The sequence below is a fragment of the Acidovorax lacteus genome (assembly GCF_039540375.1).
GTDB classification, from domain to species: Bacteria; Pseudomonadota; Gammaproteobacteria; order Burkholderiales; family Burkholderiaceae_C; genus Acidovorax_G; species Acidovorax_G lacteus.
In genome coordinates this window covers 134,914-148,564 of record NZ_BAABEX010000030.1, presented here as the reverse complement: position 1 = coordinate 148,564, position 13,651 = coordinate 134,914, and the positions used below count along the sequence as shown (strand labels likewise).

Sequence of the window (13,651 nt, the reverse complement as noted above, 5' to 3'; positions counted from 1 at the left end):
GTGGGGTCGCCTTTTCTTTGCCTTCTTTCTTTTGGCGACCCAAAAGAAAGAAGGTGCGCCGCCGGGCGCACATCCCGGCCTCAGAACACAGCACAAGCACAGTGGCCAACTACCGCCAATAGAACCAAACGCTATGAATTCCATAGCTGCTCGTGCTTAGAACCCAAGCACGAGCAGCCGATTGAGCCCCAAAGCCGTTCCGGGCCTCAATCCTCCCGCCGGTGCGGCCGCGTCCACCACTGCCACAGCGCCAGCACCGCCAAGCCCATCCCCGCCCACCACAGCATCCGCGGCCACAGCGGCGCGCTCCGCAGCACCTGCACATCGCGCACAAAAATCGTCTCGCAGGCCCCGTTGCCCTGGTCGTCGCGCGTCAGCGATGTGCCGCGGTGGAAGTCAAAGCCCGCGCGATGGCGGTACTCGGCCAGCTCGCCCTGGATGCTCACCTGATCGCCCACACGCAAGCCACGCAGGCGGCGGGCCACGGTCGGGGAGTCGGTGAGCAGGTGGTTGTTGGAGAGCGCGCGCAGGTTGTCGGGCCGCGCGGCCTCGGGGTCGCGGGTGCTCACGTAGCAGACGAACTGACCACTCGAAAACGACATGCGCTCGTACGCACCCGAGCGCGCATTGGCGCCCCAGACCATGCACAGGTCGGCCACGTTCAGGTGGTCGCCAGCGGCCTCGTGGATCCAGTTCCACCAGGTCGAGGTGTCGTGGCGGCTGACCACCAGGCCGCTGATGGCGTAGTCCTGCACCGGCGTCACGCTGTAGTCGATGTGTTGTGCGCGCACCTGGAACGGGCCGCGCTGGGTGCCGGTCTGCTGCGGCTCGGTGAGCACGGCCGGGTGCAGGTCGGCCACGGGCGGCAGCGCGTCGCCCCACCACCAGCCTGCCAGCAGCAGGGCCACAGACAGCCAGGGCAGGGGTCTCAACGTCATGGTGTGCACGGGAAGCAGGCCAGCCCGCATGGTACGCCGCCCGCCCGCGGTGGTGGCGGGTGCGCAGGCCCGCGCGCTACCATCGCGCCATGCCATTGACCGACACCACCGACCGCGCCAGCCCCGCGCTGCCACTGGACGGGCAGAGCATCCTGGAGCTGGCCGCGCGCTCCATGTTCCAGCTGTTTTCGAGCGTGAGCCAGGGCATGTTCCTGGTGGACCGCGGCGGGCGTATCGTCTGGGTGAACGAGGGCTACCAGCGCTTCCTGCCCGACCTGGGCTTTTCGTCGCTGGACCAGTTCGTGGGCCGCACGGTGGAGGAGGTGATTCCCAACACCCAGATGCGCCGTGTGCTGGAGACCGGCCAGCCGGTGCTGATCGACCTGCTGACCAACAAGGCGGGCACCTTTGTGGTGAGCCGTATTCCGTTGCGCGACGAGGCGGGCGAGGTCATCGGGGCCATCGGCATTGTGCTGTTCGACCACCCTGAAACGACGCTGCAGCCGCTGATCAGCAAGTTTGCGCGACTGCAGCGCGACCTGGACGACGCGCGGCGCGAACTGGCCAGCCAGCGCAGCCGCACGCTGGGCGGCGATGGCGAGCGCCGCGCCAAGTACACCTTTGCCAGCTTCATCGGCTCGAGCCCGGCGGCGGCCGAAGTCAAGCGCCAGGCCCGGCGCGCGGCGCAGTCGAGCAGCCCGGTGCTGCTGCTGGGCGAGACCGGCACAGGCAAAGAGCTGCTGGCCCATGCGATCCATGCGGCGTCGAGCCGCGCGGCCGGGCCGTTTGTGAGCGTGAACATCGCTGCCGTGCCCGACACACTGCTTGAAGCCGAGTTCTTTGGCGTGGCCCCGGGCGCCTACACCGGGGCCGACCGCAAGGGGCGCGACGGCAAGTTCAAGCTGGCGCACGGGGGCACGTTGTTCCTCGACGAGATTGGCGACATGCCGCAGAGCCTGCAGGCCAAGCTGCTGCGTGCGCTGCAAGAAGGCGAGATCGAGCCACTGGGTTCGAACAAGCTGGTGCCGGTGGACATCCGCGTGGTGGCCGCCACCTCGCGCGACCTGGCCGGGCTGGTGCGCGAGGGCAAGTTCCGCGAAGACCTGTTCTACCGCCTGCATGTGCTGCCGGTGCGCGTGCCTGCGCTGCGCGAGCGGCGCAGCGACATTCCCGCGCTGGTGGAAGCACTGGGCGAAGACCTGGCCCTGCGCAGCGGCACCGCACCGCCCGAACTGCTGCCCGACGCGCTGGCCCTGCTGGCCGGGCAGCCCTGGCGCGGCAATATCCGCGAGCTGCGCAACGTGCTGGAGCAGGCCGTGATGCGCAGCGATTCGCAATCCATCGACGCGGCGCAGCTCGAACGCGTGCTGCGCGAGGCGGGCGTGGAGCCGGCTGCGCCTGTGGCCGCCGTGCATGCCCCCGAGCCCGACGACGAGCAGCGCCTGCTGCGCCCGCTGGCCGAGCAAGTGGCCGAGCTGGAACGCAAGGCGATTGCCGCGGCGCTGAAGGCGCACGGCGGCAACAAGCTGGCCACCGCGCGGCAGTTGGGTATCTCGCGCGCGACGCTGTACGAACGTCTGGAAAACCCTGTGTAGATTTCAGACATTTGTCTGAATATCAGACAAATGAACTGTCTGAAAAAAAGACATGTAGTGCGCGCATGTCTTGTAAGTGACTGTCAAGTAACAACTTTTTCCCTGGCACGCCTTGTGCAATTTCGGTGCATCACTACAGGAGACATCCCATGCACCGTCGCACCCTGGTTGCCCTGGCCGCCCTGGCCACCGTGTTCTCGGCATCGGCTTTGGCGCAGTCGCGCGAAATCCGCATTGCCCACATCTACAGCAAGACCGGCCCGCTTGAAGCCTATGGCAAGCAGACCCAGACCGGCCTGCTGATGGGCCTGAACTACGCCACCGGCGGCACCATGACCATCAACGGCAAGAAGCTGGTCGTGATCGAAAAAGACGACCAGGGCAAGCCCGACCTGGGCAAGAACCTGCTGGCCGCCGCTTATTCGGACGACAAGGCCGACATTGCCGTGGGCCCGACGTCGAGCGGTGTGGCCCTGGCCATGCTGCCCGTGGCCGAAGAGTACAAAAAGATCCTGCTGGTTGAGCCCGCCGTGGCCGATGCGATCACCGGCGACAAGTGGAACAAGTACATCTTCCGCACCGGCCGCAACAGCAGCCAGGACGCGATCAGCAATGCCGTGGCCATCGACAAGCCCGGCGTGACGGTGGCCACGCTCGCGCAGGACTACGCCTTCGGCCGCGACGGCGTGAAGGCCTTCAAGGACGCACTCAAGAATGCCAAGCTGGTGCACGAGGAGTACCTGCCCACCAACACCACTGACTTCACCGCCGGTGCGCAGCGCCTGATCGACAAGCTCAAGGACCAGCCGGGCCGCAAGATCATCTTCATCATCTGGGCTGGCGCGGGCAACCCGTTCAAGATCGCCGACCTCGACCTCAAGCGCTATGGCATCGAGATCGCCACGGGCGGCAACATCCTGCCCGCCATGGCTGCGTACAAGAACTTCCCGGGCATGGAAGGCGCGACCTACTACTACTTCGGCATTCCCAAGAACCCGGTGAACGAAGCCCTGGTGGCCGCGCACTACAAGGAGTTCAAGACGCCGCCGGACTTCTTCACGGCCGGCGGTTTCAGCGCCGCGATGGCGCTGGTCACCGCGCTCAAGAAGACCAACGGTGAGACCAACACCAACAAGCTCATCTCCACCATGGAAGGCATGAGCTTTGACACGCCCAAGGGCACGATGACCTTCCGCAAGGAAGACCACCAGGCCATGCAGAGCATGTACCACTTCAAGATCAAGGTGGACCCGGCGTTCGCCTGGGGCGTGCCCGAGCTGGTGCGCGAGATCAAGCCGGAAGAGATGCAGATTCCGATCCGCAACAAGCGCTGATCCGGTTGGCGTGGCCCGGCGCACGGCTGGCGAGTCCGGCGCGCCGGGGTACATCCCGCAGGGGCGGCCGCCCCTTTTTTTCAACAGAGCAAGGAACCCCCGGCGCACACGGGGGATGGTCGGTTTCGTTCTCAAAAAACACTTTGGAGACACACCCCATGACACATGCCTTCCTTCGCGCGGCCGCTGCCAGTGCCGCTTGGGCCCTGGTATCCGGGTCCTCGTGGGCCGCAGTGAACCTGCCCGCCCTCAAGATCGACAAAACGCAGACCACGGTATCCGGTCTGTCCTCGGGCGGCTTCATGGCCGTGCAGTTGCATGTGGCCTATTCGGCCACCTTTGCCAAGGGCGCGGGCGTGGTGGCCGGGGGGCCGTTCTACTGCGCCGAGGGCTCGGTGGTCAATGCCACAGGCCGCTGCATGGCCAGCCCTGCGGGCATTCCGACCAGCACGCTGGTGAGCACCACCAACACCTGGGCCAGCCAGGGCAGCATCGACCCGGTGGCCCACCTGCAGAACTCGAAGGTGTACCTGTTCTCGGGCACGCTCGACAGCGTGGTCAAACCCGGCGTGATGGACGCCCTGCGCACCTACTACAACAGCTTCGTGCCCGCGGCCAACGTGGTCTACAAAAAGGACATCGCGGCCGAGCATGCGATGGTGACCGACGACTACGGCAACACCTGCTCGACCAAGGGCGCGCCCTACATCAGCGACTGCAACTTTGACCTGGCCGGGGCCATGCTGCAGCACCTGTACGGCCCCTTGAATGCGCGCAACAACGCCGCGCTGCCCGCAGGCAACTTCATCGAATTCAACCAGAGCCAGTTCGTCACCGGCCATGGCATGGCCAGTACGGGCTGGGCCTATGTGCCCCAGGCCTGCCAGGCCGGCGGCACGGCCACTTGCCGCCTGCATGTGGTGCTGCACGGCTGCAAGCAAAACGTGAGCGATGTGCAGCAGCAGTACGTGCGCAACACGGGCTACAACCGCTGGGCCGACACCAACAACATCGTGCTGCTGTACCCCCAGACCAGCACCGCAGCCACCAACAGCTGCTGGGACTGGTGGGGCTACGACAGCGCCAACTACGCCAAAAAGAGCGGCCCGCAGATGGTGGCCATCAAGGCCATGGTGGACCGCCTGGTCAGCGGCGGCAGCACCACGCCGCCCGACCCGGTGGCGCTGCCCGCACCTACGGGCCTGAGCGCATCCGGCGCCACGGCCAGCAGCATGGCGCTGGGCTGGAATGCCGTGGCCGGGGCGGCCAGCTACAACGTGTATCGCAACGGCAACAAGGCCAATGCGCTGCCGGTGAACGGCACCACCTACACCGACACCGGCCTCGCGGCCGCCACCACCTACAGCTGGACGGTGCGCGCCGCTGACGCGAGCGGGGCCGAGGGCGCGGCGTCTGGCGCGGTGTCGGCCACCACGCTGGCGGCCAGTGGCGGCACGGGCACCTGCACCACGGCCAGCAACTACGCGCACACGCTGGCTGGGCGGGCGTATGCGCTGTACGGCATCACGTATGCGCAGGGCTCCAACCAGAACATGGGCCTGTGGAATGTGTTTGCCACCACCACGCTCAAGCAGACCGGCCCCAACTACTACGTGATCGGCACGTGTCCCTGACGCCCCCGCAGCGCCACGGCGCTGCGGGGCCCCCCGTGCCGCCCAGCCCCTGAATGCGACCCATGACCCAGAAAGAGAACCAGCACCCATGAGCACCTTGGCCACCAAGGACTTGACCATCCGCTTCGGCGGCCACGTGGCGGTCAATGCCGTGACCTGCTCCTTCGAGCCGGGCACGCTGACCGCCATCGTGGGCCCGAACGGCGCGGGCAAGACCACGTACTTCAACCTCATCTCGGGGCAGCTGCGGGCCACCGCGGGCTCGGTCACGCTGGGCGGGCGCGAGCTCACCTCGCTGTCGGTGTCGGCCCGTACGCACGCGGGGCTGGGCCGCGCGTTCCAGCTCACCAACCTGTTTCCCAATCTGAGCGTGCTGGAAAACGTGCGCCTGGCCGTGCAGGCCACGCGGGGCGGCGGGCACCGCCGGGGGCTGAACCTCTGGAGCGTCTGGAGCGACCACCGGCAGCTCACCGAGCGCGCCGAATCCATCCTGCGCAGCGTGGCCATGCAGGAGCGGCGCGACACGCCCGTGGCCAGCCTGCCGCACGGCGACCAGCGCAAGCTCGAAGTCGCGCTGCTCATGGCCCTGGAGCCGCAGGTCTACATGTTCGACGAGCCCACGGCCGGCATGAGCCACGACGAGGCGCCCGTGATCCTGAACCTGATCCGCGAGCTGAAGAAAGACAAGACCAAGATCATCCTGCTGGTGGAGCACAAGATGGACGTGGTGCGAGAACTGGCCGACCGCATCATCGTGCTGACCAACGGCACGCTGGTGGCCGACGGCCCGCCGGCCGAGGTGATCGCATCGCCCGTGGTGCAGGAGGCGTACCTGGGCGTCTCCAAAGACGCAGAGAAGGAGGCCGCATGAGCGCCGCAACCCCCCACCTGCTCGAACTCAAGGGTGTGCACACGCACATCGGGGCGTACCACATCCTGCACGGTGTGGACCTGGCCGTGCCCAAGGGGCAGCTCACCATGCTGCTGGGCCGCAATGGCGCGGGCAAGACGACCACGCTGCGCACCATCATGGGCCTGTGGCAGGCCTCGCAGGGCAGCATCCACTTTGCGGGCCGCGACATCACGCGCCTGCACACACCGCAGATCGCAGGCCTGAACATCGCCTATGTGCCCGAGAACATGGGCATCTTTGCGGACCTGACGGTGAGGGAAAACATGCTGCTGGCCGCCCGCCAGGCGCGCAGCGCCGCGCAGATGGACGAAGCGCGGCTGCAATGGATTTTTGGCCTGTTCCCGGCGGTGCAGAAGTTCTGGAACCACCCGGCCGGCAAGCTCAGCGGTGGGCAAAAGCAGATGCTGGCCGTCAGCCGCGCGATCGTGGAGCCGCGCGAGCTGCTGATCGTGGACGAACCCAGCAAGGGCCTGGCCCCCGCGATCATCAACAACATGATCGATGCGTTCGACCAGCTCAAGCAGAGCGGCGTGACCATCCTGCTGGTCGAGCAGAACATCCACTTTGCCAAGCGCCTGGGCGATGCGGTGGCCGTGATGGACAACGGCCGCGTGGTGCACGCCGGCCGCATGGCCGACCTGGCGGCCGACGAGGCGTTGCAGCAGTCGCTGCTGGGGCTGTCGCTGTGATGCGCCGCACCTTCAAGCCAAATCGGGTGTTCGTGCTTATCAATCAGGCACGAGCAGCTATCAAAAGAATAGCAATCGACCGGATTGCCGGAGGACTCGCATGAATCCGTTGAAAGACCTGGACTGGAAGCCGCTGCTGCTGGTGCCGCTGCTGGCGGTGCTGGTGCTGCCGCTGGTGGGCTCGCCCAGCACCTGGCTCACGCTCACCGTGGCGGGCCTGGCCATGGGCATGATCATCTTCATCATCGCCTCGGGCCTCACGCTGGTGTTCGGCCTCATGGACGTGCTGAACTTCGGCCACGGCGTGTTCATTGCGCTGGGTGCCTTCGTGGCCACCAGCGTGCTCGGCGCGATGGGCGACTACACCGGCAGCGGCGACCTGTGGCGCAACCTCATGGCCGTGGTGCCGGCCATGGTGGTCGCCATGCTGGTGGCCGGTGCGCTGGGCCTGGCGTTCGAGCGCTTCATCGTGCGGCCGGTGTACGGCCAGCACCTCAAGCAGATCCTCATCACCATGGGCGGGATGATCATCGGCGAGGAGCTGATCAAGGTCATCTGGGGCCCGCAGCAGATCCCGCTGCCGCTGCCCGAGGGCATGCGCGGCTCGCTGCTGGTGGGCGATGCGGCCATCGAAAAGTACCGCCTCGTGGCCGTGGCCGTGGGCCTGGTGGTGTTCGGCCTGCTGGCCTGGACGCTGTCGCGCACCAAGGTGGGCCTGCTGATCCGCGCTGGCGTGCAAGACCGCGAGATGGTGGAAAGCCTGGGCTACCGCATCCGCCGCCTGTTTGTGGGCGTGTTCGTGGCGGGCTCGGCGCTGGCCGGCCTGGGCGGCGTGATGTGGGGCCTGTACCAGCAGAACGTGGTGCCGCAGATGGGCGCGCAGGTCAATGTGCTGATCTTCATCGTGATCATCATCGGCGGCCTGGGCAGCACGGGCGGCGCGCTCATTGGCGCGCTGCTGGTGGGCCTGATGGCCAACTACACCGGCTTTCTTGCGCCCAAGGTGGCGCTGTTCTCCAACATCGCGCTGATGGTGGCGGTGCTGCTGTGGCGCCCGCAGGGCGTGTACCCGGTGGCGAACCGTTGACCCGCGGAGGAATCCATGCTCAATCGACTTCTCTCGGGCGACTATCCGCGCAGCAAGCCGCTGGCCGCCATCCTCATCGTCCTGTTCCTGGGGCTGGCGCTCGCGCCCTTCCTGTTCCCAGGCGTCAAGCCGCTGTCGGTGGCGGCCAAGGTGCTGGTGTTCGTGGTGCTGGTGGCCAGCTTCGACCTGCTTCTGGGCTACACCGGCATCGTGAGCTTTGCGCACACCATGTTCTTTGGCATTGGGGCCTACGGCATTGCGATTGCCACCACGCGCATGGGCCCCACCTGGAGCGCGCTGGCCGTGGGCCTGGCCGGGGCCCTGCTGCTGTCGTTGTTGCTGTCGCTGGCGGTGGGGCTGTTCTCGCTGCGCGTGCGGGCCATCTTCTTCGCCATGATCACGCTGGCCGTGGCCGCGGCCTTCCAGACGCTGGCCTCGCAACTCTCCGACATCACGGGCGGTGAAGACGGACTGACCTTCAAGGTGCCCGAACTCCTCTCGCCGAGCTTCGAGCCTTTTGAGGAGCCCTTCCTGGGCGTGACCATCGACGGGCGGCTGCTGTGCTACTACCTGCTGTTCGTGGTGGCCGTGGGGCTGGTGCTGGCGCTGCTGCGCATCGTGAACTCGCCTTTCGGCCGTGTGCTGCAGGCCATCCGCGAAAACGAGTTCCGCGCCGAGGCCATCGGCTACCGCGTGGTGGTGTACCGCACCATCTCCAGCGTGCTGTCGGCGCTGTTCGCCTGCATGGCCGGGGCCATGCTCGCGCTCTGGCTGCGCTACAACGGGCCCGACACCTCGCTCTCGTTCGAGATCATGATGGACTGCCTGCTCATCGTCGTGATCGGCGGCATGGGCACCATCTATGGCTCGGCCATTGGTGCGGTGCTGTTCCTGGTGGCGCAAAGCTACCTGCAAGACCTGCTGCGCCTGGGCCACGAGGCCACGGCCGCGCTGCCCTGGCTGTCGGCCCTGTTGTCGCCCGACCGCTGGCTGCTCTGGCTCGGCCTGCTGTTCGTGCTCTCGGTCTATTACTTCCCCACGGGCGTCGTCGGGCGCCTGCGTACGGCAGCCCTGCGCCGCGCAGGGGGCTGACCGTCGCCGCACCGCCGGGCAGGCCCGCCGCACTTGCGGCGCGGGGCCGGGCGGAGCGCACCGTTTCACGTGCATCCCAGACCCACAACACACACCGAGGAGACAAGCACATGCCAGCGATTTCATCCCCTGGGCACGCCCCACGCCTACGTCGCCTGCCCGTGGCGCTGGCCGCGGCCCTGACCGCGCTCATGGCCGGCTGCGGCGGATCGGGCAACTCTGAAGCGATCAGCGAGCGGCCTGGCTACCTGGGCGACATTCTGGAAACGGCCTACGACGGCAACACCAACGACCTGCTCACCGCAGGCCTGGGCGCGAGCGGCCTCGCATCGCCCGTGGCCCCGGCCTTTGCCGACCCGCTCAAGCCCACGGCGGCCGAGTTGCGACGTCTGGCCATCCATACCAACTACCGCGCCATGCTCGACATGACACCCGCCGGGGGCTATGGGGTGTTCTATGGCCCGCAGGTGGACGCACAGGGCCGCCCGACGGGCGGTGAGGGCAAGATCGCCGGCACCGAATACCTGGCCTATGCCGACGACGGCACAGGCCGGCGCAACGTCACGCTCATGGTGCAGGTGCCGGCCAGCTTCAACCCGCAGCGTGCGTGCGTGATCACGGCCACCTCGTCGGGCTCGCGCGGCGTGTACGGCGGCATCTCCACGGGTGAGTGGGGCCTCAAGCGCGGCTGCTCCGTGGCTTACACCGACAAGGGCACGGGCGCGGCCCCGCACGACCTGGCCAACGACACAGTGCCGCTGATCGACGGCACCCGCACCACGGCCACGGCGGCCGGCGCGCGTGCGGCCTTCAATGCGGGTCTGTCCGAGGCCGAGCGCCAGGCCTTCAACACCGCCACGCCGCAGCGCTTTGCCTTCAAGCACGCGCATTCGGGCCAGAACGTCGAGAAGGACTGGGGCCGCTCCACGCTGCAGGCCGTGGAGTTTGCCTACTACGTGCTCAACCAGCGCTATGGCGCGCCCGACAGCAGCGGCACGCGCCGCCTGCGCACGCTGAATCCGTCGAACACCATCGTGATCGCGTCCAGCATCTCCAACGGCGGCGGCGCGGCCATTGCGGCGGCCGAGCAAGACACGCAAGGCCTGATCAGCGGCGTGGCCGTGTCCGAGCCCGCTGTGCAACTGCCCGCCAATGCGGGCCTGAGCGTGCGCCGCGGCGGTGCCGAGGTGCCGCTGTCGGCCCGTACGCTGATCGACTACACCACGCAGGCCAACCTGTACCAGGCCTGCGCGGCGCTCGCGCCCTCGGTGGCCAGCACGCCGTTTGCGGCCGCCTTTGCCGCGGGCTTTGCCAGCCCGGCGCTGCCGATTGCGCCCAACCGCTGCGCCAGCCTGCGTGCGGCGGGCCTGCTCACGGCCAGCACCACGGCGGTCCAGGCCGAAGAGGCCCTGGCCCGCCTGCGCGCGCTGGGCTGGGAGCCTGAGTCCGATGCACTGCATGCCTCGCTGGCCGCCTTTGAGGTCGCGCCCGCGGTGGCCGTGACCTTTGCCAATGCGCTGTCGCGCGCCAGCGTGAAGGACCACCTCTGCGGCTTCAGCTACGCCGCCACCACTGCGGCCGGCACGGTGACCGCGCTCGCACCCGCCGCGCTGGCCGGCATGGCCGCCACGGGCAACGGCGTGCCGCCGGCCGGGGGCGTGCAGCTCATCAACAACCTGGGCAAGGGCGGGGCGGTGCGCGATGTGTTCTCGGTCTCGGCCGACACGGGCCTGGCCGACTGGAACACGGCCGGAGCGCTGTGCCTGCGCAATCTGGTCACGGGCAGTGACGCTGCCGCCCGCCGCCTGCAGGCCGGGGTGGACGAAACCCGCCGCAACGGCCACCTGCGCGGGAAGCCGACGGTCATCGTGCACGGCCGGGCCGACGCACTGCTGCCCGTGAACCACACCTCGCGCCCGTATGCCGCGCTCAACCGCCAGGTCGAGGGGGCCGGCAGCCGTCTGAGCTATGTAGAAGTGACCAACGCCCAGCACTTCGACAGCTTCATCGGCCTGCCCACGGTGCTGCCCGGCTACGACACGCGCTATATCCCGCTGCATGTGTACCTGAACCGCGCGCTCGATGCCGTGTACGCGCACCTGACAGAAGGCACGCCGCTGCCGCCCAGCCAGGTGGTGCGTACCACGCCTCGTGGCGGCACGCCGGGCAGCGCCCCGGCGCTGCGTCCCGAGCAACTGCCCGCGCTGGCCGCACGCCCGGCTGCGAGCGATGCGATTGCGCTGAGCGCTGGAGCCATCCATGTGCCGGACTGAAGCGGCCACGCAGAGCGCAACTTCCGGCCTGCGCCGGCGCAGTCTGGCGCTGGGGGCGGTGGGTGCACTGGCCGCCTCGGCCTGGCCGGTGCGTGCCAACCCGGCGCGCTCCGAGGTGGTGATCGGCCAGGTCGCGCCGCTGTCGGGTGTGCTGGCCTCCACCGGCACGCAGATGGTGCTGGGCGGCAAGCTGTGGTTTGACGAAGTCAACGCCCAGGGGGGGCTGCATGGCAGCCCGCTGCGCACCGTGGTGCTGGACGATGGCTACAAGGTGGACGAGACCGCGCGCCATACGCGGGCGTTGCTCGCCCAGCCCGAGGTGGTGGCGCTGTTCGGCTTTGCCGGTACGGCCAACATCACGCAGTTGCTGAACGACGGCGTGCTGGAGCAGGGTGGGGCGCCGCTGGTGGCGCCGTACACGGGTGGCGAGTCGCTGCGCAGCCCGTTCAACCCCTGGATCTTCCATGTGCGCGCGGGCTACTCGGACGAGACCGAGCACATGGTGCAGCAGCTCACCACCCTGGGCATGCACCGCGTGGCAGTGCTCTACCAGAACGACGGTTTTGGCCAGGCCGGGCTCGAAGGCGTGCGCGCGGCGCTGCTGCGCCGCAAGCTGCCTCTGGTGGTGGCCGCACCCTACGAGCGCAACACCGACGCCGTGGACGACGCGGTGCGGGCCATCCGCGCTGTGGAGGTGCACGCGGTCATCATGATTGCGGTGAACCGCCCGGCGGCGGCCTTCATCCAGCGCTACCGCGAACAGGGCGGCGCGGCGCGGCTCTACAACATCTCGGTGGTCGATCCGGCCGAGCTGGTGCGCCTGGCCGGCCTGCGCCACGCGCACGGCCTGGGCATCAGCCAGGTGGTGCCATACCCCTACCGGCCGCTGCTGCCCGTGGTGCGCGAGTACCAGACCCTGCTGCGCAAGCACGCGCCCGAGGCCGAGGTCAACTACACGAGTTTTGAGCAATTTCTGGGCGCAAAGGTCTTGGTCGAAGGCCTGCGCCGCGCCGGCCCCAACGCAACCCGGGCACGCTTGCTGCGAGCGCTCGAATCCATGCAGTCCTACGACCTTGGCGGCGTCAACGTCAGCTACTCCCCCCGGAACCGCATCGGTGCTCGTTACGTCGAGGTCACCGTGATCGGGAGCAACGGCCGGCTCATGAAGTAGCCGTTGCTCCCACAAGTTTTTTCATTGAAGGCCTTCACCATGTCGCCCCAGTCCCGATACGTCACCTGCGCTGGCTACGAGATCCATTGCACCGAATGGGGCGCGCCCGATGCCCCGGTGGTGATCGCCTGGCACGGCCTGGCGCGTACCGGGCGCGACATGGACGAGCTGGCCGCCCACCTGGCGCCGCGTTACCGCGTCATTTGCCCCGATACGCTGGGCCGGGGTCTGAGCCAGTGGTCGCGAGATCCCGTGGCTGAGTACCAGTTGCGCTTTTACGCACGCCTGGCTGCAGACCTGTTTGCGCAACTGGGCATTGCGTCGGCGCACTGGGTGGGCACGTCCATGGGCGGTGCGATCGGCACCGTGTGTGCATCTGGCCTGTTCGAACCCGGGCTGCGTGGTCGCATCCGCAGCCTGCTGCTCAACGACAACGCCCCGCAGCTGGCGCAGGCGGCCATCGAACGCATCAAAGCCTACGCAGGCCAGCCGCCAGCGTTTGACACGGTGCAGGAGCTGGAGGCGTTTTTCCGGCAGGTGTACGCGCCCTACGGGTGGCTGAGCGACGCGCAATGGCGTCGCCTCACGGAAACTTCCACGCGCCGCCTGCCCGACGGACGCGTCACGCCGCACTACGACCCGGCCATGGTGCAGCAGTTCACGCACCATGCAAACGACTATCTCATCTGGGAGCACTACGACGCGCTCGACATTCCGGTGCTGTGCTTGCGGGGCGCAGAGTCCGACCTCGTGCTGCCCGAGACCACCGCCGCCATGCAAGGGCGCGGCCCTGGGGCGCGGGGCCTGCTGGAGGTGGTGGAGGTGCCGGGCTGCGGACATGCCCCGGCCTTGAACGTGCCCGCGCACTACGCGCTGGTGGACGGGCTGCTGGCCCGCGCCGAGGCGCTGAGCCCCGTGTGAGCCC

At 68.0% G+C, this 13,651-nt stretch carries 11 protein-coding genes; 10 read left to right on the top strand and 1 reads right to left on the bottom strand.

Annotated elements, in window-relative coordinates:
* Positions 1-206: 206 nt before the first annotated feature.
* Positions 207-938, bottom strand: coding sequence for a hypothetical protein (locus ABD866_RS15570; RefSeq protein WP_345067232.1), 732 nt, complete (start codon positions 936-938; stop codon positions 207-209).
* An 89-nt stretch (positions 939-1,027) separates the two neighbouring features.
* Here ABD866_RS15570 and ABD866_RS15565 point away from each other — a divergent pair, with 89 nt between their 5' ends.
* From ABD866_RS15565 to ABD866_RS15520, 10 genes are all read left to right on the top strand, one after another.
* Positions 1,028-2,533, top strand: coding sequence for a sigma-54 interaction domain-containing protein (locus tag ABD866_RS15565; protein WP_345067230.1), 1,506 nt, complete (start codon positions 1,028-1,030; stop codon positions 2,531-2,533).
* A 149-nt stretch (positions 2,534-2,682) separates the two neighbouring features.
* Positions 2,683-3,867, top strand: a complete 1,185-nt coding sequence (locus ABD866_RS15560; protein WP_345067226.1) for a substrate-binding domain-containing protein — start codon at positions 2,683-2,685, stop codon at positions 3,865-3,867.
* A gap of 158 nt (positions 3,868-4,025) precedes the next feature.
* On the top strand, positions 4,026-5,501 hold the full coding sequence (locus ABD866_RS15555; protein ID WP_345067223.1) for an extracellular catalytic domain type 2 short-chain-length polyhydroxyalkanoate depolymerase: 1,476 nt from the start codon (positions 4,026-4,028) through the stop codon (positions 5,499-5,501).
* A gap of 88 nt (positions 5,502-5,589) precedes the next feature.
* Entirely contained in the window at positions 5,590-6,372 is a 783-nt protein-coding gene (locus ABD866_RS15550; protein ID WP_345067221.1) for an ABC transporter ATP-binding protein, read from the top strand.
* A complete protein-coding gene (locus ABD866_RS15545) occupies positions 6,369-7,103 on the top strand; it encodes an ABC transporter ATP-binding protein (RefSeq protein WP_345067218.1) in 735 nt (244 codons plus the stop codon). The genes ABD866_RS15550 and ABD866_RS15545 overlap by 4 nt, the downstream gene beginning before the upstream one ends.
* Positions 7,104-7,203: 100 nt before the next feature.
* The gene (locus ABD866_RS15540) at positions 7,204-8,190 is read left to right on the top strand and encodes a branched-chain amino acid ABC transporter permease (RefSeq protein WP_345067216.1); all 987 of its coding nucleotides are present in this window, start codon (positions 7,204-7,206) and stop codon (positions 8,188-8,190) included.
* Positions 8,191-8,205: 15 nt separating this feature from the next.
* Positions 8,206-9,282 (top strand): branched-chain amino acid ABC transporter permease, encoded by a 1,077-nt coding sequence (locus ABD866_RS15535; protein ID WP_345067213.1) that lies wholly within the window; start codon positions 8,206-8,208, stop codon positions 9,280-9,282.
* A gap of 191 nt (positions 9,283-9,473) precedes the next feature.
* Positions 9,474-11,555, top strand: coding sequence for a 3-hydroxybutyrate oligomer hydrolase family protein (locus tag ABD866_RS15530; protein ID WP_345067393.1), 2,082 nt, complete (start codon positions 9,474-9,476; stop codon positions 11,553-11,555).
* On the top strand, positions 11,542-12,726 hold the full coding sequence (locus tag ABD866_RS15525; protein WP_345067210.1) for an ABC transporter substrate-binding protein: 1,185 nt from the start codon (positions 11,542-11,544) through the stop codon (positions 12,724-12,726). The genes ABD866_RS15530 and ABD866_RS15525 overlap by 14 nt, the downstream gene beginning before the upstream one ends.
* Positions 12,727-12,765: 39 nt before the next feature.
* A complete protein-coding gene (locus tag ABD866_RS15520; RefSeq protein ID WP_345067207.1) occupies positions 12,766-13,647 on the top strand; it encodes an alpha/beta fold hydrolase in 882 nt (293 codons plus the stop codon).
* Positions 13,648-13,651: the final 4 nt, after the last annotated feature.